We start from the raw sequence: 21,644 nt of genomic DNA on the forward strand, positions 1-21,644 counted from the left end.
GTCGGATTCGAGGCAGGCGGAACTGCATCGTTGAGTGATCGCCGTATCCCGCTTGATCTGGACCGGGAGTCACCGAAGAGAGTTCGGGTGAACTCCACCCTCTCGTTACGGCGTTGGGTAGGAAGTGTAGACAACGAACGGCGGATCCAGGTTTCCGTCATACTTCAGCAGCGTTTTCACCCTTGTGGCGTCATTGACAGTCGCATTGTTGCCGTTTGCCAAGTAGTCGGCCTTGGTGACGGTTCGACCGGTAACCTCCCCACTGCTCTGGTTGGGGCGGGGCCATTCAATGGGAAGTCTCTGGTCCCGTGGGTTCGAGGATGGCTGACGCGCCAACCATGCCTGAATTTCAGTACTGTTGCGATCGATGTTCCGTTGGGTGTAGCGCTGGGCGCTGGCAGGATCAGTAAACGTCGATGAGGAGCCTGGGAAGGGCTGGCCGTTGGGCCTCAGATCGTCGCGGAATCTCTGCAGAAGTTGTTCATCGGTTTTTGCGGTGTGTTTGTCAATGGCGTGACTGTTGCCGATTCCCTCCTGACCGGCCAGGTCGATCCTGTATATGCCGTTATTTTTGTCGTTGGGGTTGGTCCATTGGTGTTCCTGCTTGAACTCGTTGAGGGATCTCTTGCCGAACACCATGGCGCGGGCCTCGCCGGCGTGGAATGTCGGTGCGCTGAGGTACGCCTCTTCAAGCGGCGTCATGAGTCCTTCTAGTCGGCTTTCGAGGCCGCTTAGCTTTCCTTCGTATTTTGTGACGGCGGCGTTCAGTGCGGCGGTATCAATGTTTAGGGTGATGCCCAGGCCGAGCTCCTTCCCCATGTTGAAAAGGCTCTTCCCGAGCTTCTTCAAATCGTCTACACCCACGCCGTCGCTTATGCGTGGGAGTGCTTCGAAAACCGCCTTCCGGTAAGTTCGCGCAATTTCCTGTACCGCTTCCGCGGCGGCCTCGGCGAATTCTCGCATGATCTTGCTGATCTTCTGGGTGGTATCCCAAAGGACAGACATTACAGGGTGGCTGCCGCCCGGGCCGCCGATGCTGTCATCGTGGCCCCACTCGTATCCTGCGGTTGACTTGCCCCAAGGCGAGGTGCCCCATATGGCACTGGCGAAGGTGCGCATAGCTCCTTGCCATTCGCCATTGCTCCTGTCGGTGATACTGCCTGCGGCCCCGGTGAGTTCACCGTCGATCTGCGTAACAGAAAACCCGGGCTGCAGCCAAGCAAGTGCGATCTTGTCGATTTGTAGATAATCGGGTAGCGGGAGGATGTCGCCTACTTTTCCCCATCGATAGACCTTGTCCAACGCCTCGCGAAGAATATCCATGGCGAAATCTGGAACGCCTTCAAGAACCCAGGAGAACGGGTTGTCCGAGGCGTCATCCATGTCACCCCACTTCAGGTTGGTGATTCGTTGGTAATAGGGTTCCTTTTCGATCACGTTGGGCCGGGGGTAGATGGTGGGCTTTTTAGTCCCTGAGGGATGGCTGGCGGCCTCGGCCTTGGAGTAGTGGTTGGCGGTTTCGATGAAGCCGACTGAGGCACCGCCGACGCTTGCGACGGCCGTCGCCCAAACGTCCAAGAACTTGTTGCCTACTTCTACATATGCACTTGAGAATTTTTCCGCCGCCGTGCCGTAGCCGCCGCAGTCCATGTACATCATGAGTTCGAGATCGAAGTCCCAGGCGGCCTTGTGCAGACGACCCTGCTGCATGGCCATGATGCCTGAGACCCGTTTGAGATCCGACGGCTTGACGTCGAATCCGCCATTCTGTGCAGAAGGCGCCGGCGGAGTGGACATCAGGCAGCCCCCCAGCCTCGAAGCACGGCCCTATGGGCCTCGGTGTAATTCGCATGGCCTATGGTGACGACCTCATGCAGCCAGGCCTGGGCTGCCTCCAGGTCCTGCATCTGCTTGTCCCACTGGTCGAGCTCCTCGACGAACGCGTCGCGGGCGTCGCCCTTCCATGTGAGGACGACCTTCTCGGTGCGGTTGTAGAGCGTTTCGAGTCGCAGGTTGAGCTGCTTGAGGATGTCCTCCAGCTCGCTCGCCGCTTCGCGCAGAGTTGTGAAGCTGACGCCTATGTAGTCGTCGGCCATGTGTGGTCCCCGTGTGTGAGTCGGTTTCTCAGACGTCGAGTATTCGGCTGGCTGGTGTGAAAGAGGCGGTCCCTTCCGAGAGTTCGGCCGCCTCGCGGGCGGCGTCCACCTGGCTCTCGGCCTGGCGTAGCTGCCGCAGCGTGTCCAGCTCCTGCTGGGTGAAGCCGTCCCGGCTCATTCGCATGGCTGCTTCGAGAACTTTGAGGATCTCTCGGATCCGTACCGCATCCTCCGCCGCACCCTGGTGAAGCGCCCGGTAGCCCTTGGCCGCGTCGCCCTTCCAGCCCGCTTCGATACCGTCGACGATCGCGTCCATCCGCCGCACCTGGTTGTCCAGGTGGCGCTGCATCTCGTCGAGGTCTCCGGCGAGGTTGGTCAGATCATCGCCGGAGACGTCGAGATCGACTCTTTCGACCATGGTTCCCCCTCCATGCAGTCGCTGATCACCCTCCGGACTCTAACCTCGCTGTTTCGCTTCGGGTGGTTGAGGCGGTCTGATCGCGGCGGACCGGTGATTTCGTTTGCTTGTCGTCGGGTGGGCATGGCTGGGCCCCGGCGCTCGGGCCGGGTGCTCCAGGGTTCCTCGGGTCGTGGGTGGGCAGGGATGGTGCCGAGGTTCAGGTGGACGGCCGTGGCAGGGCCGTGAGGCGGGCGAATGCGCTGCTCAGTTCGTGCCGCCAGGGCCAGGTTGCGGAGATTCGCAGGTTAAAGCGGCGTCCGCCGCGGGTGATGCGGGCGGCGACGTGCAGCAGCCGGTAGCGGAGCTTCTTGGGTTCGGCGGTAGCCAGTTCGCTGTCCAGCAGGAGGACGCGCGTCCAGGCCAGCAGGTCGATTGCCGCGAGGCTGAGTTCGAGCCAGGCGGTGTTGATGGTGAAGTGGCGTGAGGGGAAGCGGCCGAAGCCTGTGGTCTTGCCCGTTCGGATGTGGTCCTCGACGGTGGCGTGCCCGCGGTGGCGGACTTCGAGGAACTGGGCGGAGCCGCCGGTGAACGGTGTGTCGGTGAGGAACACCTGATGCCGCAGGCCCTCGTCCTGGTCGAACAGCGAGAGCTGGGCGCCGGGGTGTGGACGTTCCCGTCGGACGATGATGCGGGTGCCGGGCGGGTAGCCGTTCAGGTCGACCATGCCGGTCAGTTCGGCGACCTCGGCCCCGGCACGCAGGGTTCCGTCCTGGTCCAGGGCGGGATGCCAGACCTGCCCGGGCAGGGCCCGGACCGCGCGGCGGACCGGCTCGGTGACCGCGTATCCGACCGAGAAGAAGGTACGGATTCCTCGTGTCCGCAGGTTCCGGACGTGAGTGAGGAAGGCTTTCGCTCCTCCGGCGCTGTCGGTGCGGATCAGGATGTCGATGCCGTGCCGGTGAGCGTCGGGGATCTGTGCGAGGGCCTGATCGAGGACTGTGATGTGATCGGCGGCGGTGTTGGCGCCGGCGTTGCCGGGCCGCAGCAGCCCGGACATGGCCTCACCGGTATTCGCCAGGAAACACAGCAGCGGGTGGTAGCCGAAGCCGCCTTTGTAGGTGGGCGCGGCCTCCTCCTTCTGGGAGTGGCACGTGATCAGCGTGGCGTCGATGTCCAGGACGAGACCGGGCAGTTCCTGCCCTGCGGCCCGGGTCGTGGGTATGCCGGTTCCGGTCTCGGCGGCCTGCAGCCAGGCCACTTCCCGGGCCTGGGCCCTTGCCGATCGCAGCGCAGCGAGTACGTTCTCGTCCGTGTCGGCGAGCAGCCGCCAGGCCGTGGGTGTCGAGGCGACCGGACCGAACACCTCTGCCTGGTCCCTGAGCACGGCCAGGTCGGCGATGGCTTCGCCGCCATCGGCAAGAGTCACCGCAAGGTCGGTCGCGACCCGGCCCGGATCGTGCCCGGTTGCGCGGGGACGAAGAGGCCGCAGCGCGGTGGAGTACGCGGTCGTCAGACCGGTGGCATCAGCGAGATCGGCGAGCAGACGTGCCCCGGCATGCCCGACCACCCCCGCTCCGTCAGCCGACACATGGAGCTTGGGACGCGAACCGATACCCTGCACGCAGAAAGTGCCTTCCGCCTGGACCGACAGAACCCCTCGACAAGGTTCATCGTCCCAGCCCAGAAGGCACTTTCGCGTTACCGCCCGTGATCCGGACACAGGTCCAAGTGAAACGCGCAGGCTAACAACACCCGCCGACAGCATGGCTGTTCAAAGCCGAGGCCCCGTGAGGTTAGTTACAGGGGGCGACCGATCAGCATCGTCGGGGCGCCCCGCCACGCGGGTCAGGAAGACCGTGGCCGCGTTCGAGCCGTGGGGCTTCACCTTGCGGCGGACCTCCTTCGGTTTCACCGCGCTGCCGCGCTTCTTCACCGTCAGGTTACCGATCTCGCGTTCGCGCAGAAGTGCCCTCAACCTCTTTATGTTGAAGGGGAGTTCGTCGGTGATCTCGTAGGGCGTTGCATACGGCACCGGGCGCCTTTCGTTCGAGGTGATGTACGCGATCGTCTCGTCTAGCAGGCCGCCTGCCACGATCTCCGCGACCTCCGCCACGAGGTGGGCCCGGATGATCACGCTGTCCGGCGCAGCCCGGCCGGGAGACGTACGCGGACGTCGCCTTGGTGATGGGGCTGGGCTTCATCATCTGGCTGACAGGTCTGCTCGGCGTCGCGAAGGCGGTGAGCCACTACCGGTGGGCGGTGCGGCTGGTCTCGGGCTCCCCGCCCGCCCTCCGGCTCGCGGGCGGCGCGCAGCGCTGACCCCGGCGCGTGGTTCAGGCATGGTGGCTCCTCATGTGCGCGTGTCCCAGGTCGATGATGACGTTCAACGCGGCGGTCGTCGCGGTCTCGTCGTGCGCCTGGAACGCCTTGCTGAAGTGCTCGGACCCCGCACAGAGAGCGAGGACCTCCAGGGCCTGGGCGATGAGGGGGACGAGTTCCTCGTCGCAGAACGGGTGCTCTGCGTCGATGCGAGCCTGGAAGGCCGCCTCGAACGAGTCGTACTCGTCGTCGTAGGCCCAGGTGTCGAGACTCCGGAGCAACGGGAACCGCGCCTCGGCCTCCCACTTGGCCAGCGAGACCTCGTCGTAGCCGGGAGGGTGATCGCGGTCCGCGACGCGCAGCAGCATGGCGAGATCCGTCATGAACCTGGGAACGCTCCTGCCGCCTGCGGCGGTGGTCCATGCCTCGCGGGCGTGCTGCGGCAGCCGTCGAAGAACGCGTCGGTGAACGTCACCGCCATGTAGTCGAGCTGCGAGGCGAGGGTCTGAAAGGCCCTCCGCCAGGGGGCGTCCCAGTGCTCGGTCCGCAGAACGCGCTTGAGGCGCAGGACCTGCCACTCCAGCGGATCGTCATCACGGGCGGCCAGGCTCACCAGTTGGAAGAGCGGTCCGCCGGTGAATATGCCCTCGGGGTGCAACGCCATGCTCATTCGCTCTCGTTCGGGGGCGACCGCCGCGACCGCCGGGGCATCGCTCAGATGGGATTGAACGACCAGAAGATCCCGACCTCCGCGTCGGAAACCACGACGAGCCCGTAGTCGGCGGTGTACCGCGTGAGGGCCGACCAGCACGAAACCTTGCAGCCGAGGTCGGGTGCCGGTGTCGTTTCTACATCGTCCGCGTTCGTGTAGCACTCGAATTGCTGCCCGTATCGGGCCAGCAGGGTGTGTGCGTCGGCGATCAGGCTCTCCGCCCGGTCGGGAAAGCCCGGCGCCGACCGCAGATCGCACCAGTCGTCCGTCATCGCCGCGAGAAGTACCGGTGCGGTGTCGCAAGTGATCTGGGTCAGCGACTCGTTCAGCAGCTCCGTGCTGGGTGCGTCGAAGGGGAAGGCAGGGCCGTGCCGTGCGATCTCGTCCGCGTTGTCCCTGTCCCGGTCCAGCACCGACCAGCCCCGAGGGTCGATGAAGTCCCGGTTCATCACGGCCACGGCATCGAGCAGCCAATCCGGGTGCACGCGCGGGCCCGTGGCCACGAGGGAGTACGTGTCCTCGAACAGCCGGAGTGCTGCGGATTCCCACGCAGCACGGGCAGTGTTCCCCGTCACCGCTGACGGAGTCGCTGGGCCGGCTCGGTGAGCCATGCGCCGGGTCCGTACGGCGCGGGCGGGTCGACCTCCATGCCCAGTTCCTTCAGGGCGAGGGCGTAGTCCGGCTCCTCCAGCGGGAGCGTGAGCAAGAGCAGCAGAGCCTCCTGCAACTCGGCGGCCTGCGCGGACATTTCCCGGTGGCATCCGTTCGGATGCTCGCTCGCGGCTCCGGCCCGCACGAGGAGTCTGGAGATCGCTCCGTTGTTGAACACGGCTCCGGTGTGTGTGATCACTCTGTGCATGCTAGGGCGCCTCCGGCATGGAGGTCAGCACGATGAACGGGGGAGGTCGGTGCGGTCTCCGATGTAACTGCCTCTCACGCCCGGATAGTTGCACCCGCAAGCTGGAACGGTGGGACGGCTTACGCCGGACGTCCGATCAGCATCGTCGGCGCCCCCGCCACCCGCGTCAGGAACACCGTCGCGGCGTTCCGCCCCTGCGGCTTCACCTTGCGCCGCAGCTCCTCCGGCTCCACCGCCGAGCCGCGCTTCTTCACCGTCAGGACGCCGACCTCGCGCTCCCGCAGCAGGGCCTTCAGCTTCTTGAGGTTGAAGGGGAGCTCGTCGGTGATCTCGTAGGCGGTGGCGTACGGCGTCGGCCGCAGCTCGTCCGCCGTGATGTACGCGATCGTGTCGTCGATCAGCCCGCCGGACAGCTCCTCGGCGACCTCGGCGACCAGATGGGCGCGGATCACCGCGCCATCGGGTTCGTACAGGAAGCGGCCGACGGTGCGGACCGCCGGGTCGGGCAGGCCGCGGCCGGTCAGTGAGCGTGGGCCCGGCAGCAGGGTCGCGGTGATCGTGCCCGGCGTCGTACCGAACCAGAGCACCGCCTCCTTCACGTCGCCGCCGTCCGAGATCCACTCCGCCCCGGCTTCCTCCGGGACAGCCTCGTGCGGGATGCCGGGGGCGATCTTGAGGGCGGCGTGGGGGCGGGTGCGGGCCGCGCCGATCGCCCAGGAGAGGGGCGGGGAGTACGCCTCCGGGTCGAAGATCCGCCCCCGGCCGCCGCGCCGCGCCGGGTCCACGAACACCGCGTCGTACGCGGCCGTGTCGGTCTCCGTGACATCCGCGCACCGGACCTCGATGAGGTCCGCGAGGCCGAGCGCTTCCGCGTTTGCACGTGCGACTTCGGCCGTCAGTGGGTCCCGGTCCACCGCGAGGACCGAGATACCCGCCCGGGCGAGCGCGATCGCATCGCCGCCGATGCCGCTGCACAGGTCGGCCACGCTGCGTACGCCCAGGGCGGCGAAGCGCCCCGCGCGGTATGCGGCGACCGAGGAGCGGGTCGCCTGCTCGACGCCGTTGGGGGTGAAGAACATCCGCCCGGCGTCCTCGGCGCCGAACTTCGGCACCGCGCGCTGCCGCAGCCGCGCCTGTCCGAGAGCTGCGGAGACCAGTTCCGCCGGGTGGTCGCGGCGCAGCCGGGTGGCTACGGCCAGTTCCTGGGCGGGGTCGTAGTCGCGCAGCTCGGCGAGCAGTGCCCGGCCCTCGCCGGTGCGGAGTGCGGAGAAGGAGCCGAGGGCGTCGAGGTCGTTCACCGGCCCATTGTGGGCCAGGCGGGGGATGGTGCGCCTCCGGTCGCGGTGTCGGCCCGGAGCCGGGGCTCCGCGCTGACAGGATGCGGCGCCATGCAGCTAGTCAGACAAAACGTAAAGAATCCCGCATACCGGGGTCGTGCGATCCTGGCCGCGCTCGTCGTCGCTGCCCTCGGCTCCAGCTGTGCGGCCGGTTCCTCGGACGGTTCTGCCGGCGCGAAGCCCGCACCCGGTCAGCAGGCGCAGAAGCAGGCGCAGAAGCAGGCGCCGGAGGGTCCGTCCGGCGCGCTCTCCGGGTATGTGAAGAAGGTCAAGCGCGCGCAGAAGGCACGCGCCGTCGCCGCCAGGAAGTGGGGCCTGGCGAAGACGCCGCTCGCCGCGCCCATGCCGCCCGCCGTCAAACCCGAGATCACCACCCGCAAGGGGTTCGAGATCGAGGACGCGGAGGACCTGCCGCCCGTCTTCACCACCGTGCCGGTCAAGGAAAAAGTCGTCTTCCTGACCATCGACGACGGCGCGGAGAAGGACCCCGACCTGCTGCGGATGATGTCCGATCTGCAGCTCCCGTACAGCGCCTTCCTCAGCGATTACGTGATCAACGACAACTACGGCTACTTCGAGGAGATGCAGGACCGCGGGGTCTCCCTGCACAACCACACCCTCAACCACCGCTACCTGCCCGGCCTTTCGTACAAGGCGCAGAAGCGGGAGATCTGCGGTCAGCAGGACAAGATCGAGCGGCGGTACGGGAAGCGGCCCCCGCTCTTCCGTCCGCCGTACGGCAACTACAACGAGGACACCCTGCGCGCTGCCCGGTCGTGCGGCGTCAAGGCCGTGCCCCTGTGGGCCGCCGAGGCGTTCCCTGATCACATGGAGTGGCGCGAGTGGGACCGGGATCTGCATCCCGGCGACATCATCCTCACTCACTTCCGTGGCAAGGGGGACTGGGAGGGCTCGATGCCCGACATGATCCGCCGGGTCATGAAGACGGTCACCGGCAAGGGCTACGCGGTGGCAAGGCTGGAGGACTACGTATGAGGCGAGCGCACCGGCTGCCGGCCGGAATGCCGGCAGCCGGTGCGCTTCTGGGGCAGGACACGCCCGCTTCTGGGGCAGGACACGCCCGCGCCGTCGTACGGAACCAAGTCGCCCGGACCCCCGTTGTCCGTATCGAGATCGAACCGACGCCACGGCACTTATTGGCACTCCGCTTGACCGAGTGCTAATCGCGGTCATAGTCTCAGGTCTGGCACTCCCCACTGGAGAGTGCCAACACAGCGACGGGCAGGTCCGGCACCCGCGACGACGGATCCACCTGGTCGCCACCTCAGACAGTTAACCCCGTGAGATCTCCGAAGGGGGAGGTCGGATCGTGACGACCGCCAGCTCCAAGGTTGCCATCAAGCCGCTCGAGGACCGCATTGTGGTCCAGCCGCTCGACGCCGAGCAGACCACGGCCTCTGGCCTGGTCATCCCGGACACTGCGAAGGAGAAGCCCCAGGAGGGCGTCGTCCTTGCGGTGGGCCCGGGTCGCTTCGAGAACGGCGAGCGGCTTCCGCTCGACGTGAACGTCGGCGATGTCGTGCTGTACAGCAAGTACGGCGGCACCGAAGTCAAGTACAACGGCGAGGAGTACCTCGTCCTCTCGGCTCGCGACGTTCTCGCGATCGTCGAGAAGTAGGTCGGGGTCTGGGGGTCGCCCCCCAGAAGTCTCCGCACCCCAGTTTGCATTGATGATCTGCGCCCCTGGCCCCCGCGACATATGTAGCCGGGTGCCCAGGGGCGCAGTTCGTTTGAGAGGACAGAGAAGCTCCCATGGCGAAGATTCTGAAGTTCGACGAGGACGCCCGTCGCGCCCTTGAGCGCGGCGTCAACAAGCTTGCCGACACGGTGAAGGTGACGATCGGCCCCCGCGGCCGCAATGTCGTCATCGACAAGAAGTTCGGCGCCCCCACCATCACCAACGACGGTGTCACCATCGCCCGCGAGGTCGAGCTCGACGACCCGTACGAGAACCTGGGCGCCCAGCTCGTGAAGGAGGTGGCGACCAAGACCAACGACATCGCGGGTGACGGCACCACCACCGCCACCGTGCTGGCCCAGGCGCTGGTCCGCGAGGGCCTGCGCAACGTTGCCGCGGGCGCGTCCCCGGCCTCCCTGAAGAAGGGCATCGACGCCGCGGTCAAGGCCGTGTCCGACGAGCTCCTCGCGACCGCCCGCCCGATCGAGGACAAGGCCGACATCGCCGCCGTCGCTGCGCTCTCCGCGCAGGACCAGCAGGTCGGTCAGCTCATCGCCGAGGCCATGGACAAGGTCGGCAAGGACGGTGTCATCACCGTCGAGGAGTCCAACGCCTTCGGCCTGGAGCTCGACTTCACCGAGGGCATGGCCTTCGACAAGGGCTACCTGTCCCCGTACATGGTGACCGACCAGGAGCGTATGGAGGCCGTCCTCGACGACCCGTACATCCTGATCCACCAGGGCAAGATCGGCTCCATCCAGGACCTGCTGCCGCTGCTGGAGAAGGTCATCCAGGCGGGTGGCTCCAAGCCGCTGCTGATCATCGCCGAGGACGTCGAGGGCGAGGCCCTGTCGACCCTGGTCGTGAACAAGATCCGCGGCACCTTCAACGCGGTGGCTGTCAAGGCCCCCGGCTTCGGCGACCGCCGCAAGGCGATGCTCGGTGACATGGCCGCCCTCACCGGCGCCACCGTCATCGCCGAGGAGGTCGGCCTCAAGCTCGACCAGGCCGGCCTGGACGTGCTGGGTACCGCCCGCCGCGTGACCGTCTCCAAGGACGACACCGTCATCGTCGACGGTGGCGGCAACCACGAGGACGTCGTCGGCCGCATCAACCAGATCAAGGCCGAGATCGAGTCCACGGACTCCGACTGGGACCGCGAGAAGCTCCAGGAGCGCCTCGCGAAGCTGGCCGGCGGCGTGTGCGTGATCAAGGTCGGCGCCGCCACCGAGGTGGAGCTGAAGGAGAAGAAGCACCGTCTGGAGGACGCCATCTCCGCGACCCGCGCCGCGGTCGAGGAGGGCATCGTCTCCGGTGGTGGCTCCGCGCTCGTCCACGCCGCCAAGGTGCTCGAGGGCAACCTCGACAAGGTGGGCGACGAGGCCACCGGTGTCGCGGTCGTCCGCCGCGCCGTCGTCGAGCCGCTGCGCTGGATCGCCGAGAACGCCGGCCTCGAGGGCTACGTCATCACCGCCAAGGTGGCGGAGCTGGACAAGGGCCAGGGCTTCAACGCCGCGACCGGCGAGTACGGCGACCTGGTGAAGGCCGGCGTCATCGACCCGGTCAAGGTCACGCGCTCCGCGCTGGAGAACGCCGCGTCCATCGCCTCCCTGCTGCTCACGACCGAGACCCTGGTCGTCGAGAAGCCGGCGGAGGAAGAGGCCGAGGCGGGTCACGGCCACGGCCACTCCCACTGACGCTCAGCGGCTCACGCTGCGCAGTCGCTCGGCCGCGGCGCAGTCGCGCCGCGGCCGGCAGAGGAAGGCCCCTGTTCCCGCTCGTGCGAGCGACGGGAACGGGGGCCTTCCTGTTTGCCGGACGGGTACGGCTCGATGGCTACGGCCGGACGGGTACAGCTCGATGGCTACGGCTTGACGGCTGTGGCTCGATGGCTGGTCAGAGCGCGCCGAGCTGCCGCATCAGGCGCATGGCGTCGTAGTGCCACCAGCCTTCCTGGATCATTCCGTCATGGAACCGGAAGATCGTGTTACCGGTCATGGTGCACACCTTGCCCGTCGGCGGGATGCCCATGAAGTCGCCCTGGTGTGTGCCGGTCCAGGTCCACCGCGTCGCCACGTTGTCCCCCTGGGCAATCTGGTCGTCGAGGTTGAACGTGAAGTCGAAGGCGGCGCGCCACCGGGTGAGGTCCTGCCGGATGATGTCGGACCCGATCACGGTCTCCTCTTCCTTCAGGATGTCGTGGTCCCGGTAGTCGGCCGCGAACACCTCGTCGATGGCGTCGAGGTTGCCTCCGACGGCGAGCTCGTGGAAGAACCGGCGGGCGGTTGCCGTGTTCAGCTGTTCGTCCCGGACGATGTCGAGGTCGGTGAACGACGGCATTCCGTCGCAGAGCGCCACCATCTCCTGGAAGATCCGGTCGGTTTCCGGCAGATGAGAGTTCTTCATCGCCTCTTCGTACGACCCGAATTCGACGATCTCGACGTAGTGGGACCCGTCGGAGCGGTCCTTGCCGATGACGCTGTGGGTGGCCGTCCGCTTGCCCTGAGTCTGCTCGACCCACTTGTCCATGAGCTGGTTCATACCGTCGAATCGCTCGGTCTTGTAGTCGATTATCTGTACGAATTTCATGGCGCCTCCCGGCTTGGGTGGGATGCGTCCATTTTAGTGATGAATGAGGCTATTGCCTGATTCAGGCCGAGTGGTTCTGGGCCGCCGGAAGCACCGGGTCCGCAAAGGGCAGACCGGCCGCGAACCGCTCCACCTCGTCCAGCGCCCGGTCGGCCATCCGGTGCAGCTCGCTGCCGAGAGAGCCCGCCACATGCGGGGTGAGCAGGACGTTCGGCAGCTCGTACAACGGCGAGCCAGGGGGCGGGAGTTCGGGGTCGGTCACATCCAGTACGGCGTCGAGGCGCCCGGAGACGACCTCCGGAAGCAGCGCCTCCTCGTCGACGAGGGAGCCGCGTGCGGTGTTGATCAGGGTCGCCCCGTCCGGCATGAGCGCGAGCCGGCGCGCATCGATCATGTGGCGGGTGGCCGGGAGCTGGGGGGCGTGGACGGTGACGATGTCGCTGCGGGCGCAGAGTACGTCCAGCGGGACGGACTCGACGCCCAGACCTGCGGCCTCTGCCGCGTCCACATACGGGTCGTACAGCAGAACCCGCAGGTCGAACGGGCGCAGCAGCTCGATCACGCGGCGGCCGATGCGGGAGGCGCCGACGACTCCGACCGTACGGCCGTAGTTGCCCACGCCGTCGAGCTCCTGGCGCGGGTCGAGGTGGGCGCGCAGCTCCCCGTACCGCTGCGCCGAGCGCAGCACGCGCTTGCCCGCGAAGAGGATCGCGGCGAGCGTGTACTCGGCGACGGGCAGGGCGTTGGCCGCGGCGGCCGAGGTCACCGCGATGCCGCGCTCCCAGCAGGCCTCGGTGATGTGGTGCTTGACGGACCCGGCGGCGTGGACGACCGCGCGCAGGCGGGGGGCCGACGCGAGGACCTCGGCGGTGAGCGGGGTCGTGCCCCAGCAGGTCAGCAGCACCTCGGCTTCGGCAAGTGCGGCCGCCGCAGGGGGTGCTGGGGCGGTCAGGTCGTGGGCGATCAGCTGCGGATCGGTGCGGGCGAGGGCGGCGAGGCGGTCGCGGTGGCGGTCGGCGAGCAGACGCTCGGCGATGCCCGGGCCCATCGCCAGCAGCAGCGCCGGGCGATTGTCAGTGGCGTGGTGCATGGTGGAACTCGAGCTCCTCGGGAATCACTTGAGGTCACAGGACGCGGCGGGCGGGGCGTTGCCGGAGGGGGTCTTCTCGTACTTCACCCGGATGCAGGACCCAGGCCCCCGTTCTCACCCAGGCCCCCGTCCTCACCCAGGCCGCCGTTCTCACCCGGCCCCCGTCCTGAACCCGGCCCACGTCACCGTCACCGGCCGCACTCCCTCGACCGAGGTCACCTGGCCGGACAGCACCCGCGGCACCCCGGCCTCTACTGCGGACCGTACTTCCGGCCTGTTTTGGACGTGACCCCGCCCAGCAGCCCGCGCGGCGCCAGCTTCACCACACCCATCAGCACCTTGTACCGCGGGTCCGGGACGGAGAGCGACTTCCCCCGGGCCAGGTCCGCCAGCGCCGCCGCCACCAGCTTGTCCGCGTCGAGCCACATCCACCCGGGGATGTTCTCCGTACCCATGCCCGCCCGCTCATGGAACTCGGTGCGTACGAAGCCGGGGCACAGCGCCATCAGCCGCACCCCCGAACCCGTCAGATCCCGCGCGGCGCCCTGCGTGAACTGCACGACCCACGCCTTGGAAGCGCCGTACGTGCCGCGCGGCACGAACGCCGCGACCGACGCCACGTTCACCACCCCGCCCCGCCCGCGCTCCCGCATCGACTCCGTCGCCGCCGACGTCAGCCGCAGCACCGCCTCGCAGTGCACCTTCAGCATCGTCAGCTCGTCGGCCATGGACACTTCCAGGAAGCGCCCCCTGTTCCCGAACCCGGCATTGTTGACCAGCAGATCCACCGGGTTCTTGCGGTCACCGAGCCGCTTTTCGACCGACCTGATCCCGTCGTCCTGCGACAGGTCCGCGGTCAGTACCTCCGCCTCGATGGCGTGCCGGTCGTGCAGCTCGGTGGCCTGTTCCTGCAGCCGCTTGGTGTCACGGGCCACCAGTACCAGGTTGTGTCCCTCGGCGGCGAGCCGCCGCGCGAACGCGGCGCCGATGCCCGCGGTCGCTCCCGTAATCAGTGCAGTCGTCATAGGCGGCACGTTAGTGCCCCGTGTGTGCGTGCGGGGTACGCACCTTGCCCGGTTTCCCGCCCTTCTCGACGACCACGAACTGCCCCATCATCCCCTGGTCCTCGTGGTACAGCAGATGACAGTGGTACATATACGGAGTGTCCGGGTCCGCCGGCCCGTCGAAGCGCATCGCCAGCTTGACGGTCTTGTTTCCGGGTACGAAGACCGTGTCCTTCGCACCCCGCAGCTCGGCCGGCGGTTCCTTCCCGTCCACCTCGAGCACCCGGAACTGCACGTCGTGCACATGGAAGTTGTGCGGCACGCCGTCCTCGTTGCGTACGGTCCAGGTCTCGGCCGTCCCCCTGGTGACGGTCTCGTCGATCCGGTCCATGGCCATCGGCTTCCCGTTGATACTGAACATCCGCAGTCCGAAGAACCGCCCGCGCACCGAGTCGGACCCGTCCGGCACCTCCAGCTCACCCAGAGTGCCGGGGAGTTCGGGGGAGGCCCGCAGGGTCTTCTTCGCCCGCAGCTCCAGCACGTCGAAGGTGTCGTCGCCGCCGGCGAACCGCGTCTGCCAGAAGTCCCCGTAGTTGTCCTGCGGGAAGGTGCGCAGCGTGGTCCGCTCGCCCGGCTTCATCCGCACCACGATCTCGGCCCGCTCGCCCGGCGACAGCTGGAGGCGGTTCATCCGGGCCGCCTTCTCCAGCAGCCCGCCGTCCGTCCCGATCAGGGAGAAATCCCGGTCGTCGGAGAAGCCGAAGTCATAGACGCGCGCGGTGGAGGCATTGAGCAGCCGCAGCCGTACGAGCTCGTCCCCGACCTCCTTGTACGGGTCGAGGGTGCCATTGACCATCGTCCGGTCCCCGAGGAAGCCGGTGTCCTGCATCATCTTGCGCCCGTGGTCGAACTTCGCCCCGTCGAAGCGCACGTCCTGGACGATGACCGGCAGATCGTCGACGCCGTACGTCTTCGGCAGCGCGAGGCTGCCGGACTTCTTGTCGTCGAGGAGAAACATTCCGGCCAGCCCCCGCTGCACATGCCTGTCCGTCCTGCCGTGCGGATGCGGGTGGTACCAGAGGGTCGCGGCCGGCTGATTCACGGTCCAGTGGGGGGTCCAGGTCGCGCCGGGGGCGACCATCTGGTGCGGACCGCCGTCCATCTTCGCGGGCAGGTGCATCCCGTGCCAGTGCACGGTGGACTCCTCGCCCAGCGTGTTCTTGATCTTCACCTGGACCTTCTCGCCGCGCGCGGCGCGCAGCGTCGGCCCCAGGTAGTCACCGTGGGCCGCACCCCCCGGGGGACGGCTCCCGGACCCCTCGAAGTACCAGGTCGGTGTCTTCTTCCCGGCCCTGAACTCCTTCTCCCCGGCCCGCATCGTCAGATCGAAGACCCGGGTCCCGTCGCTCTTCACCGTCGATTTCGCCAGCGGCGGCACCGCCAGCTCGTTGCCGAAGCCGGTCGATCCGACGGTGGACACCTTGGCGTCGGTGTACAGCCACAGGAACCCGCCGCCGAACGCGAGGCCGATGACAACGGCAACCGTCGTGAGGATGACGAGGACGCGCTTGAGGCGAGACATGAATCCAGCGTCCCGGCGGGCACTCGAGCCGACATCGGGGACGGCCCCCCAACGTTCCCCGAATCAACTCCCGGGTCGTCTCGGGGATTTCCCTTACACGGGCTTCAGGCCCCGCGCGTCACGGGGGTGCCGTCGCCGTGCTTGGCGACGTATTCGCGCGCCTTCCTGAGCTGCCCGGGGTGAAGGGCGTCGCCCGCCGCGAGCAGCCTCGGCAGCAGCGTCCGGTCGGTGGTCCCGGCCCGGAACTGCAGCTCGACCGTGACGTCGTGGTCCGGCCGGTGCACGATCTCGATCGCGTCGCCCGCCCTGATCTCGCCGGGTTCGATGACGCGCAGATACGCACCGGGGGCGCCGCGCTGCGTAAAGCGCCTGACCCAGCCCCGCTCACCCAGCCAGCCCGCGAACGTACGGCACGGAACGCGGCCGCTCGTCACCTCGAGCACCAGCTCGGGGCCGATCCGCCAGCGCTCGCCGATCTTCGCGCCATTGACGTCGAGCCCCAGCGTGGTGAGGTTCTCGCCGAAGGCGCCGGGGGCGATCGGCCGCCCCAACTCCTGCTCCCAGTAGTCCAGATCCTCGCGGGCGAAGGCGTACACGGCCTGGTCGGTCCCGCCGTGATGGCGCAGATCGCAGACCGTGTCCCCGGCCACACCACCAGCCCCCTGGCCCTTGGGGCCGGGATCCACCACTCGTACGGCCCCCTCGGCCGGCCGCTTGTCGATCCCGGTCCTGCCACTGGGGGCGTCGGTGTAGTCGACGGACTTCGGCCGTCCCACATTCACGGTCAGAAGCTTCATGGCGAGAACGCTAACCCGCCCGAGCTCAAACGATCCAGTCAATATCTCGACCAACCTCCAAGCTTCCCTTATATTCGGAGGGTGATCGAAGCCCGTCATCTCCGAGTCCTGCGCGCCGTGGCCGCCACCGGCTCGTTCTCCGCGGCCGCACGCGAGCTGGGCTGCACACAGCCCGCCGTCAGCCAGCAGATGAAGGCGCTCGAGACATCCGCGGGCACCCCGCTGCTGATCCGTACAGGCCGTGAGATGCGATTGACCCAAGCGGGTGAAGCTCTCGTACGGCACGCCGCGGGAATCCTCGCCGGACTCACCGCCGCCGAGGAGGAAATCGCGGCCATCGCCGGTCTGCGGGCCGGGCGGGTCCGGCTGGTCTCGTTCCCCAGTGGCAGCTCCACGCTCGTACCCACCGCGCTCGCCGCCCTGCGCGCCGCCCATCCCGGTACCAGGGTCTCGCTCGTCGAGGCGGAGCCGCCGCGCTCGGTGGAGATGCTGCGCGAGGGGGACTGCGATGTGGCGCTCGCCTTCCGCTACGGCGCGAGCGGCGCGGAGTGGGACGACCTGGTCGTACGCCCCCTGCTCACCGACCGTCTCGTGGGCCTGGTGCCGGAGGGGCACCGCCTCGCCGCAGCGGGCACCGTCGCCATCGGCGATCTCGCCGACGAGTCCTGGATCGCCGGCTGTCCGCGCTGCCGCCGCCAGCTCGTCGAGGTCTGCGAGGAAGCAGGCTTCGTCCCGCGCATCGACTTCGCCACGGACGACTACCCGGCGGTGATCGGCCTGGTCGGCGCGGGTCTGGGTGTGGCGGTGCTGCCCGAACTGGCGCTGGAGTCGGTGCGGCCCAAGGGTGCGCGCACGGTGTCCGTGGAGCCTGCCGTCCACCGGGAGATCGTTGCGCTCACGCTCCCGGACCTGGCCCAGGTCCCCGCGGTCGCCGCCACGCTGGACCAGCTGACCCTGGCCGCACCGCGCTGACCTGCCGGGCGCCGACCCTGCCGGGCCCCGCTGACCTGCCGCTCTGCTTGGCCGTCGACCTGCTGTGACACCTGCACGGCCCCGGCCCGGGACGAGGTTGTGCAGGAACGTTTCTTCGGAAGTTCCGGGCGGCGGGTGTCAGCCCCGCACCACGCCCCCCGCGCTCGTCGCCGGAATCAGCCGATGGCGCGCCCGCCCCATGAGCTCCTCGCGCTCGTCCTCTGTCAGTCCGCCCCACACGCCGTACGGCTCCCGCACCGCCAGCGCGTGCGCCGCGCACTCCGCGCGGACCGGGCACCTCATGCAGACCTCTTTCGCCGAGTTCTCGCGCGCACTCCGCGCTGCGCCCCGCTCCCCCTCGGGGTGGAAGAAGAGCGAGCTGTCGACCCCACGGCACGCCGCGAGGAGCTGCCAGTCCCACAGATCGGCGTTGGGTCCGGGAAGGCGGGAGAAATCTGCCATAGCGCATGTCCCCTTGAAACCGTGCTGAGTGGATACAGGACAAGTCGAAACGGGCGGGCTGTGAGCCGGAGGAGGCACCCGCGCCGTGCCAACGACCGTACATCTACTGTGTAAGTAGATGTAAATATGACTCATTGCGAATCTAGCCACAGACACCAGCAAAAGGGAAGAAAAGCCGCTAAATGGGGCATGGCTCCCAGGCGGAGGGTGGATGACCTGCGGCGCTCTCCTCTGTGTGCGTCCCCTCACATAGAGTGCTGAAGGCGGCCGTCCGACCCGTAACTCTTTCGAGTGACCGTCGTTGAGAGTGCGGAGGCGGTTGAAAGAACAAGCGCTCGGGCACATGTCCGAGAGCGTCAACCGCACAGGTGACGAAAAGTACCCAGCCTGGAGGCTCAAGGTGACGCGCATCAGCTGCGGAGGGCGGTCATGACATCCGTCCTCGTCTGCGACGACTCCCCGCTTGCCCGAGAGGCGCTCCGCCGCGCGGTTGCGACCGTGCCCGGCGTCGAGCGCGTGACGACCGCGGCCAACGGCGAGGAAGTCCTCCGCCGCTGGGGCGCCGACCGCTCGGACTTGATTCTGATGGACGTACGCATGCCCGGTCTGGGTGGCGTGGAGACGGTCCGCCGACTGCTCTCCGCCGACCCCGGCGCGCGGATCATCATGCTGACCGTCGCCGAGGACCTGGACGGTGTCGCACTCGCGGTCGCCGCCGGCGCCCGCGGCTATCTGCACAAGGACGCCTCACGCGCCGAACTGCGCGCGACGGTCACACAGGCGCTCGCCGATCCGACGTGGCGGCTCGCCCCGCGGCGGCTCCGTTCAGCGGAGATGGGCGCCGCGCCCACGCTTACCGCGCGTGAGATCCAGGTGCTCGAGGGCATGAGTCACGGCCGGTCGAACGCGGAGATCGGGCGGGAGCTCTTCCTCTCCGAGGACACGGTGAAGACGCACGCCAGGCGGCTTTTCAAGAAGCTGGGCGCCTCGGACCGGGCGCACGCAGTGGCGCTCGGATTCCGCTGGGGCCTGGTCCGCTAGGTCCGGGCAAATGGGTCCCCGCGGGGGTAGGGCCGACCCCGTCCGCCACCGGGTGGACGGGGAGCCGGACAGCCGCGGGCATCCGTTTCCCGCGCGATGCCGCATCCTTGAGGTGTGGAGTTCCTTGGGGACGAGTCGGTCAAGCGGGAGGGGAGGGCGTACGAGATGAGTTCCGGCGCACCTGCTCATAACGCTTCGGTGCACAACATTGGACGCAGTGCCACGGATTCTCGGCCGCCGAGGCACCATGGACCGATGCGCGACGACGAGACCACGGTGATCGGTGCACTCGTTCACCGTGCCGTCGATGGCGACGAGCAGGCGACGCACGACCTGCTCGCGCATGTCCATCCGCTCGCGCTGCGCTTCTGCCGCAGTCGGCTCAGCCGACTGCCGGGCGACGCGCGACACTTCGTGGAGGACCTCGCGCAGGAGGTCTGCGTGGCGGTACTGATGGCGCTGCCGCGGTACAAGGACACCGGAAGACCGTTCGAGGCCTTCGTCTTCGCCATCGCGTCGCACAAGGTCGCGGACCTGCAGCGGGCAGCCATGCGGCATCCGGGATCGACGGCCGTGCCGTCCGACGAGATGCCGGAACGGCCGGACGACTCGCTCGGTCCCGAGGAGCGCGCACTGCTCAGCGATGACGCCGAGTGGGCCAAGCGGCTGCTCGCCAACCTCCCGGACAACCAGCGCGAGCTGCTGGTGCTGCGGGTCGCGGTGGGTCTGACCGCCGAGGAGACCGGGCAGATGCTGGGAATGTCCCCGGGTGCGGTGCGGGTCGCACAGCACCGGGCGCTCAGCAGGCTCCGCGCGCTGGCCGAACAGTGATCAGTCACACGTTCTGACCGGTCGCACGTTCTGCCAGGTCGCACGTTCTGGCCGGTCGGGCTGTGGCGGCCGGTGGGGCTGTGACCGGCCGAGAATTTCGGCCGGTCGAGGGGTGAGTCGTACGGTGTGTTGCGTACGTATGAACACACAAAGCTGCTCGGTGATCTTGATCGTGGAATGAGACGGCTGTGAAGGCCGTTAGCATGGACATCCGCACCGATCAAGGCCATTTGGGGAAGGTGTCATGACCAACGTCGACGGAGTGCCCGATAAATTCGCGACACTCGGGCTGACCTACGACGATGTGCTGCTGCTGCCGGGCTCGTCGGACATGGCGCCCGACCAGATCGACACCTCCTCGTACATCTCGAAGAACGTACGGGTGAACATCCCGCTGCTGTCCGCGGCGATGGACAAGGTCACCGAGGCGCGCATGGCCATCGCCATGGCACGTCAGGGTGGTGCCGGTGTCCTGCACCGCAATCTCTCCATCGCCGACCAGGCCAACCAGGTCGATCTGGTCAAGCGCTCCGAGTCCGGCATGGTCACCGACCCGATCACGGTGAACCCGGACGCGACGCTTGCCGAAGCCGACCGGCTGTGCGCGAAGTTCCGCATCAGCGGTGTCCCGGTGACCGACCGCGGCGGCAAGCTGCTCGGCATCGTCACCAACCGCGACATGGCCTTCGAGTCGGACCGTACGCGCCAGGTGCGCGAGGTCATGACCCCGATGCCCCTGGTCACCGGCAAGGTCGGGATCTCGGGTGTGGACGCCATGGAGCTGCTGCGCCGCCACAAGATCGAGAAGCTTCCGCTGGTCGACGAGGCCGGTGTGCTCAAGGGCCTCATCACGGTCAAGGACTTCGTCAAGGCCGAGAAGTACCCCATGGCCGCCAAGGACAAGGAAGGCCGGCTGCTGGTCGGCGCGGCCGTCGGTGTCGCGGGCGACGCCTATGAGCGAGCCCAGGCGCTGATCGAGGCGGGCGTCGACTTCATCGTCGTCGACACCGCCCACGGCCACTCCCGGCTCGTCGGCGACATGGTCGCCAAGATCAAGTCGAACGCCGCGGGCGTCGACGTCATCGGCGGCAACATCGCCACGCGTGACGGCGCCCAGTCGCTGATCGACGCCGGTGTCGACGGCATCAAGGTCGGTGTCGGACCGGGCTCCATCTGTACGACGCGTGTGGTCGCCGGTATCGGCGTACCGCAGGTCACCGCGATCTACGAGGCCTCGCTCGCCGCCAAGGCGGCCGGCGTCCCGGTGATCGGCGACGGCGGCCTGCAGTACTCCGGAGACATCGCGAAGGCACTGGTCGCGGGCGCGGACACGGTGATGCTCGGCTCGCTGCTCGCGGGCTGCGAGGAGTCGCCGGGCGAGCTGCTCTTCATCAACGGCAAGCAGTTCAAGTCGTACCGCGGCATGGGTTCGCTGGGCGCGATGCAGACCCGTGGCGAGCAGCGGTCCTTCTCCAAGGACCGCTACTTCCAGGAGGGCGTCGCCTCCGACGAGAAGCTGGTGCCCGAGGGCATCGAGGGCCAGGTGCCCTACCGCGGCCCGCTCTCCGCGGTCGTGCACCAACTGACCGGCGGTCTGCGGCAGTCGATGTTCTACGTCGGCGGCCGGACGGTGCCGGAGCTGCAAAACCGCGGCCGCTTCGTCCGGATCACCTCGGCGGGCCTCAAGGAGAGCCACCCGCACGACATCCAGATGACGGTCGAAGCGCCGAACTACACCAGGCGCTGACTCGTATGTGCTGACAGGCATGCGGTGAGGGGCGGACCCGGGGATTCCGGGGCCGCCCCTCCCGTGTGTGTCGGGGATACTGGGACGGCAGACGTAGAGGGAAAGGC

At 67.8% G+C, this 21,644-nt stretch carries 23 protein-coding genes and 1 pseudogene; 8 read left to right on the forward strand and 16 right to left on the reverse strand.

Going from position 1 to position 21,644, the window contains the following annotated elements:
- Positions 1–105: 105 nt before the first annotated feature.
- The 5 genes and pseudogenes from OG883_RS02450 to OG883_RS02470 all read right to left on the reverse strand — a co-directional run.
- A complete protein-coding gene (locus OG883_RS02450; protein ID WP_266534269.1) occupies positions 106–1,797 on the reverse strand; it encodes an RNase A-like domain-containing protein in 1,692 nt (563 codons plus the stop codon).
- Positions 1,797–2,096, reverse strand: coding sequence for a WXG100 family type VII secretion target (locus OG883_RS02455; RefSeq protein WP_266534272.1), 300 nt, complete (start codon positions 2,094–2,096; stop codon positions 1,797–1,799). Before OG883_RS02455 ends, OG883_RS02450 begins: the two co-directional genes overlap by 1 nt.
- A gap of 28 nt (positions 2,097–2,124) precedes the next feature.
- Positions 2,125–2,514: a WXG100 family type VII secretion target gene (locus OG883_RS02460; protein WP_266534275.1), complete on the reverse strand. Its 390-nt coding sequence runs from the start codon at positions 2,512–2,514 to the stop codon at positions 2,125–2,127.
- 199 nt (positions 2,515–2,713) lie between these two features.
- Positions 2,714–4,147 carry an IS1380 family transposase gene (locus tag OG883_RS02465; protein WP_266541169.1) on the reverse strand — a complete coding sequence of 478 codons (1,434 nt, stop codon included), beginning with the start codon at positions 4,145–4,147 and terminating at the stop codon, positions 2,714–2,716.
- A gap of 146 nt (positions 4,148–4,293) precedes the next feature.
- Positions 4,294–4,639 (reverse strand): annotated as a pseudogene (locus OG883_RS02470) (SAM-dependent methyltransferase); the annotation flags it as partial.
- A 35-nt stretch (positions 4,640–4,674) separates the two neighbouring features.
- On the opposite strand from OG883_RS02470, the gene OG883_RS02475 reads away from it, so the two are divergent.
- Positions 4,675–4,815 (forward strand): hypothetical protein, encoded by a 141-nt coding sequence (locus OG883_RS02475; protein ID WP_266534277.1) that lies wholly within the window; start codon positions 4,675–4,677, stop codon positions 4,813–4,815.
- A 14-nt stretch (positions 4,816–4,829) separates the two neighbouring features.
- Here OG883_RS02475 and OG883_RS02480 read toward each other — a convergent pair whose 3' ends face one another.
- The 5 genes from OG883_RS02480 to OG883_RS02500 form a co-directional block, all read right to left on the reverse strand.
- Positions 4,830–5,198, reverse strand: coding sequence for a hypothetical protein (locus OG883_RS02480; protein ID WP_266534280.1), 369 nt, complete (start codon positions 5,196–5,198; stop codon positions 4,830–4,832).
- Entirely contained in the window at positions 5,195–5,485 is a 291-nt protein-coding gene (locus OG883_RS02485) for a hypothetical protein (protein ID WP_266534281.1), read from the reverse strand. The genes OG883_RS02480 and OG883_RS02485 overlap by 4 nt, the downstream gene beginning before the upstream one ends.
- A 44-nt stretch (positions 5,486–5,529) precedes the next feature.
- The gene (locus tag OG883_RS02490) at positions 5,530–6,102 is read right to left on the reverse strand and encodes a hypothetical protein (protein ID WP_266534283.1); all 573 of its coding nucleotides are present in this window, start codon (positions 6,100–6,102) and stop codon (positions 5,530–5,532) included.
- Positions 6,099–6,377: a hypothetical protein gene (locus OG883_RS02495; RefSeq protein ID WP_266541679.1), complete on the reverse strand. Its 279-nt coding sequence runs from the start codon at positions 6,375–6,377 to the stop codon at positions 6,099–6,101. Before OG883_RS02495 ends, OG883_RS02490 begins: the two co-directional genes overlap by 4 nt.
- Positions 6,378–6,505: 128 nt before the next feature.
- A complete protein-coding gene (locus OG883_RS02500) occupies positions 6,506–7,684 on the reverse strand; it encodes a methyltransferase domain-containing protein (RefSeq protein ID WP_323180868.1) in 1,179 nt (392 codons plus the stop codon).
- A 90-nt stretch (positions 7,685–7,774) separates the two neighbouring features.
- Here OG883_RS02500 and OG883_RS02505 point away from each other — a divergent pair, with 90 nt between their 5' ends.
- The 3 genes from OG883_RS02505 (at position 7,775) to groL (ending at position 11,119) form a co-directional block, all read left to right on the forward strand.
- Positions 7,775–8,719 carry a polysaccharide deacetylase family protein gene (locus OG883_RS02505; protein ID WP_266534285.1) on the forward strand — a complete coding sequence of 315 codons (945 nt, stop codon included), beginning with the start codon at positions 7,775–7,777 and terminating at the stop codon, positions 8,717–8,719.
- A gap of 334 nt (positions 8,720–9,053) precedes the next feature.
- The gene (gene groES, locus OG883_RS02510) at positions 9,054–9,362 is read left to right on the forward strand and encodes a co-chaperone GroES (protein ID WP_266534288.1); all 309 of its coding nucleotides are present in this window, start codon (positions 9,054–9,056) and stop codon (positions 9,360–9,362) included.
- Positions 9,363–9,496: 134 nt separating this feature from the next.
- On the forward strand, positions 9,497–11,119 hold the full coding sequence (gene groL / locus OG883_RS02515) for a chaperonin GroEL (RefSeq protein ID WP_266534290.1): 1,623 nt from the start codon (positions 9,497–9,499) through the stop codon (positions 11,117–11,119).
- A 199-nt stretch (positions 11,120–11,318) separates the two neighbouring features.
- On the opposite strand, the gene OG883_RS02520 is transcribed toward groL, so the two are convergent.
- The 5 genes from OG883_RS02520 to OG883_RS02540 all read right to left on the reverse strand — a co-directional run bounded on the left by OG883_RS02520 (position 11,319) and on the right by OG883_RS02540 (position 16,484).
- Complete coding sequence (locus OG883_RS02520; RefSeq protein WP_266534293.1) at positions 11,319–12,011, reverse strand: ester cyclase; 693 nt, start codon at positions 12,009–12,011, stop codon at positions 11,319–11,321.
- Between the two features lie 61 nt (positions 12,012–12,072).
- Positions 12,073–13,101: a hydroxyacid dehydrogenase gene (locus OG883_RS02525; protein WP_266534296.1), complete on the reverse strand. Its 1,029-nt coding sequence runs from the start codon at positions 13,099–13,101 to the stop codon at positions 12,073–12,075.
- 251 nt (positions 13,102–13,352) lie between these two features.
- Positions 13,353–14,126 (reverse strand): SDR family oxidoreductase, encoded by a 774-nt coding sequence (locus OG883_RS02530; protein WP_266534298.1) that lies wholly within the window; start codon positions 14,124–14,126, stop codon positions 13,353–13,355.
- A gap of 10 nt (positions 14,127–14,136) precedes the next feature.
- Positions 14,137–15,687 carry a multicopper oxidase family protein gene (locus tag OG883_RS02535; RefSeq protein WP_266534300.1) on the reverse strand — a complete coding sequence of 517 codons (1,551 nt, stop codon included), beginning with the start codon at positions 15,685–15,687 and terminating at the stop codon, positions 14,137–14,139.
- Between the two features lie 104 nt (positions 15,688–15,791).
- On the reverse strand, positions 15,792–16,484 hold the full coding sequence (locus OG883_RS02540) for an MOSC domain-containing protein (protein ID WP_266534303.1): 693 nt from the start codon (positions 16,482–16,484) through the stop codon (positions 15,792–15,794).
- A gap of 81 nt (positions 16,485–16,565) precedes the next feature.
- On the opposite strand from OG883_RS02540, the gene OG883_RS02545 reads away from it, so the two are divergent.
- On the forward strand, positions 16,566–17,456 hold the full coding sequence (locus tag OG883_RS02545) for a LysR family transcriptional regulator (RefSeq protein ID WP_266534306.1): 891 nt from the start codon (positions 16,566–16,568) through the stop codon (positions 17,454–17,456).
- A 138-nt stretch (positions 17,457–17,594) separates the two neighbouring features.
- On the opposite strand, the gene OG883_RS02550 is transcribed toward OG883_RS02545, so the two are convergent.
- On the reverse strand, positions 17,595–17,918 hold the full coding sequence (locus OG883_RS02550) for a WhiB family transcriptional regulator (RefSeq protein WP_266534309.1): 324 nt from the start codon (positions 17,916–17,918) through the stop codon (positions 17,595–17,597).
- A 429-nt stretch (positions 17,919–18,347) separates the two neighbouring features.
- On the opposite strand from OG883_RS02550, the gene OG883_RS02555 reads away from it, so the two are divergent.
- The 3 genes from OG883_RS02555 to guaB all read left to right on the forward strand — a co-directional run bounded on the left by OG883_RS02555 (position 18,348) and on the right by guaB (position 21,537).
- On the forward strand, positions 18,348–18,959 hold the full coding sequence (locus OG883_RS02555; protein WP_003948568.1) for a response regulator transcription factor: 612 nt from the start codon (positions 18,348–18,350) through the stop codon (positions 18,957–18,959).
- 255 nt (positions 18,960–19,214) lie between these two features.
- Positions 19,215–19,790, forward strand: a complete 576-nt coding sequence (locus OG883_RS02560) for a sigma-70 family RNA polymerase sigma factor (RefSeq protein WP_266534311.1) — start codon at positions 19,215–19,217, stop codon at positions 19,788–19,790.
- Positions 19,791–20,034: 244 nt separating this feature from the next.
- Positions 20,035–21,537, forward strand: coding sequence for an IMP dehydrogenase (guaB, locus tag OG883_RS02565; protein WP_266534314.1), 1,503 nt, complete (start codon positions 20,035–20,037; stop codon positions 21,535–21,537).
- The last annotated feature ends 107 nt before the right edge of the window (positions 21,538–21,644 follow it).

The organism is Streptomyces sp. NBC_01142 (genome assembly GCF_026341125.1).
Lineage (GTDB): Bacteria > Actinomycetota > Actinomycetes > Streptomycetales > Streptomycetaceae > Streptomyces.

Coding starts and splice junctions, on each gene's coding strand:
- OG883_RS02450 (WP_266534269.1), bottom strand. CDS start 1,797: ATGTCCACTCCGCCGGCGCCTTCTGCACAGAATGGCGGATTCGACGTC.
- OG883_RS02455 (WP_266534272.1), bottom strand. CDS start 2,096: ATGGCCGACGACTACATAGGCGTCAGCTTCACAACTCTGCGCGAAGCG.
- OG883_RS02460 (WP_266534275.1), bottom strand. CDS start 2,514: ATGGTCGAAAGAGTCGATCTCGACGTCTCCGGCGATGATCTGACCAAC.
- OG883_RS02480 (WP_266534280.1), bottom strand. CDS start 5,198: ATGACGGATCTCGCCATGCTGCTGCGCGTCGCGGACCGCGATCACCCT.
- OG883_RS02485 (WP_266534281.1), bottom strand. CDS start 5,485: ATGAGCATGGCGTTGCACCCCGAGGGCATATTCACCGGCGGACCGCTC.
- OG883_RS02505 (WP_266534285.1), top strand. CDS start 7,775: ATGCAGCTAGTCAGACAAAACGTAAAGAATCCCGCATACCGGGGTCGT.
- groL (WP_266534290.1), top strand. CDS start 9,497: ATGGCGAAGATTCTGAAGTTCGACGAGGACGCCCGTCGCGCCCTTGAG.
- OG883_RS02520 (WP_266534293.1), bottom strand. CDS start 12,011: ATGAAATTCGTACAGATAATCGACTACAAGACCGAGCGATTCGACGGT.
- OG883_RS02525 (WP_266534296.1), bottom strand. CDS start 13,101: ATGCACCACGCCACTGACAATCGCCCGGCGCTGCTGCTGGCGATGGGC.
- OG883_RS02530 (WP_266534298.1), bottom strand. CDS start 14,126: ATGACGACTGCACTGATTACGGGAGCGACCGCGGGCATCGGCGCCGCG.
- OG883_RS02535 (WP_266534300.1), bottom strand. CDS start 15,687: ATGTCTCGCCTCAAGCGCGTCCTCGTCATCCTCACGACGGTTGCCGTT.
- OG883_RS02540 (WP_266534303.1), bottom strand. CDS start 16,484: ATGAAGCTTCTGACCGTGAATGTGGGACGGCCGAAGTCCGTCGACTAC.
- OG883_RS02550 (WP_266534309.1), bottom strand. CDS start 17,918: ATGGCAGATTTCTCCCGCCTTCCCGGACCCAACGCCGATCTGTGGGAC.
- OG883_RS02555 (WP_003948568.1), top strand. CDS start 18,348: ATGACATCCGTCCTCGTCTGCGACGACTCCCCGCTTGCCCGAGAGGCG.
- OG883_RS02560 (WP_266534311.1), top strand. CDS start 19,215: ATGCGCGACGACGAGACCACGGTGATCGGTGCACTCGTTCACCGTGCC.
- guaB (WP_266534314.1), top strand. CDS start 20,035: ATGACCAACGTCGACGGAGTGCCCGATAAATTCGCGACACTCGGGCTG.